Raw genomic sequence first — 2,330 nt, 5'->3', positions numbered from 1 at the left:
ATTGAACCATAACATAAGATGTCGCTAACATAGATATAATAAATTTTAATATTGTATATTTAAAGAACTACATAATTATAAAAGGATTTCAACCTACCTAAGTAAAAAATTACTTAGATAGGTTATTTTTTATGAACCTTAATGACCTGTGGAGAAAAATGGAGTAATAGAGGGACAAGGCTAGGTAAAGTATGATTTGTTTACCCATTCTTAGTGGAAGGTCTTTTATCATAGAGAAAGCTATAAAGAAGAGGGTGTAAGGATTTGTAAAGAATATATAGGTGGGCTAGAATTAAAGTATGCATATACATTATTTTAAGAATTAGCATATAGAAGAAGGAGTTGATTTTATGAATAGGGCTATTTTAAGTGTTGATTGGGACTATTTTGTAAAAATTATACCTCAGTGGTGTGGCTCCTATATTGAGAACCAAAGAGGACTTCTTTCCGCTTGGTATAGAAGATATATAGAAGAAGGTATAAAAGGGGTTAATTTAGAAGAAGAAATAAAGGTAAGTAAAGATGCTTTGAATTTTTGGGATGAGATAAGAAATAAGTTTAATTTTTCAGAGGATATAAAGGTTTATGTTTCTGACTCTCATAAGTATTCTTATGACATATCAAAATATTATGATTGTGATGAAGTTTTTTTATTTGATGCTCATAGTGATTTGGGGTATGGTGGCTTAGCTTCTTTACGTTTTGAACTTAACTGTGCTAATTGGTTAGGAAAATTATTTAAAAATAATATTATTAAAAAAGCTAATATATTTTATAGTCCCTACACTTTAGAAAAACCAGAAGATTTTGAGGAATTAAATAATAATTATAATATAAATTACTTAGATTTTTTTAAGTTTAATGAGAAAAATAATATTGATGTAATTCATATATGTCGTTCAGGGGGATGGACACCACCATGGCTAGATAATGACTTTTATAGATTTGTTAAAGCATTAAATTTATCCTATAAAGAACTAGAAAGTTTAAAGAGAATTTGGAGACCTAAAGAATTAACATTTTCAGAAGAAATCAATTATTTAATAAGTTAAAATAAGAATCCACTGTTAAAAATGGTGGATTTTTTCATAAAATAAAATTAGATTTCCATGGAAGGGGGAATATTGTAATTTTTAACTGTTCATTATATAAATATATAGATTAAACTATTCAATAAGAGATACGCACTTTATATAAAAATTAATATAGATTTCTTGTTGACTAAAATTTTTATAAAATGTTAAAATTAGTCCATAGATTATGATAGAATATAAAATATTGTATTAATACAAAAGCTTAAGTGTATAATTAGTTACATTCTTACGTAAGTTAAATTTATAGATTTTATCAAGCATAGACTAATTTTAGAAGGGATGCTTAGTTTTAATGAAAGAACCTATAACGATTGAAGTATTAAAGGAAAAGTTAGATTTTTTTAAAACTATATATGACAGTATAAGAATTATTAATCCTCTAGAGAAAAATGTAATGGACTATAAGGAAAGCAATATTAAAGAAACTAATCAGATTTGCTATAAATATTGGAGTAGTCAGAAGATTTGTAACAATTGTATTGCAATGAGAGCTTATATAGAAAATGATACCTTTATGAAACTAGAAAATACAGCTGAAAAGCTTTTTATGGTTACAGCTATACCCACAGAAATTCAGCAGCATAAAATTGTTTTGGAGTTATTTAAAGATGTTACAAACACTATGATGGTAGGTAGTGGAGAATATGAAAGTGGACGTAGCTTAAAAAACTCTTTAGTTGATATGAATAATATGGTTGTGAAAGATGATCTAACTAATGTTTTTAATAGAAGATATATCCGTGAAAGATTACCTGCTGATATTATAAAAAATGTCATTGAGGGAAAACCTTTGTCAGTATTGATAGTAGATATTGATAAATTTAAGAAAATTAACGATAGTTTTGGGCATATTGTTGGCGATTTTGTAATAAAAGAAATTGCTAATATTTTATTAGGTTGTATTAGAGGAGACATAGATTGGATTGCAAGATATGGTGGAGACGAATTTTTAATATGCCTTAATAACACAAGTAATAATTCTGCTTATAGTATTGCAGAAAGAATGAGAGTGAAAATCGAGGAAAATATAATTCAAATTGAAGATAAGAAAGTAGAAATCTTTGCATCCTTTGGTATATTCACTATGTTTAAAGAGCAATTGACTAGTGAAGAAATAATTGATTTAGCAGATCGTAATTTGTATGAAGCTAAAAAAAGAGGCAGAAATAATGTGGTTAAATAAAATTTAATCATATGTTAAAGTACATATTCAAGGTATAGGGATACAATGTGAAA

The 2,330-nt window shown here is 26.6% G+C and carries 2 protein-coding genes; both read left to right on the top strand.

Going from position 1 to position 2,330, the window contains the following annotated elements:
- The first annotated feature begins 350 nt into the window (after positions 1–350).
- Positions 351–1,052, top strand: a complete 702-nt coding sequence (locus B2W91_RS02145; RefSeq protein ID WP_291578622.1) for an arginase — start codon at positions 351–353, stop codon at positions 1,050–1,052.
- A gap of 334 nt (positions 1,053–1,386) precedes the next feature.
- The gene (locus B2W91_RS02140; protein WP_291578621.1) at positions 1,387–2,277 is read left to right on the top strand and encodes a GGDEF domain-containing protein; all 891 of its coding nucleotides are present in this window, start codon (positions 1,387–1,389) and stop codon (positions 2,275–2,277) included.
- The last annotated feature ends 53 nt before the right edge of the window (positions 2,278–2,330 follow it).

The sequence above is a fragment of the Clostridium sp. UBA6640 genome (genome assembly GCF_002455975.1).
Taxonomy (GTDB): Bacteria; Bacillota; Clostridia; order Clostridiales; family Clostridiaceae; genus Clostridium_J.
The sequence above is the reverse complement of the archived record's forward strand: the minus strand, read 5'-3'. Positions and strand labels throughout refer to the sequence as shown.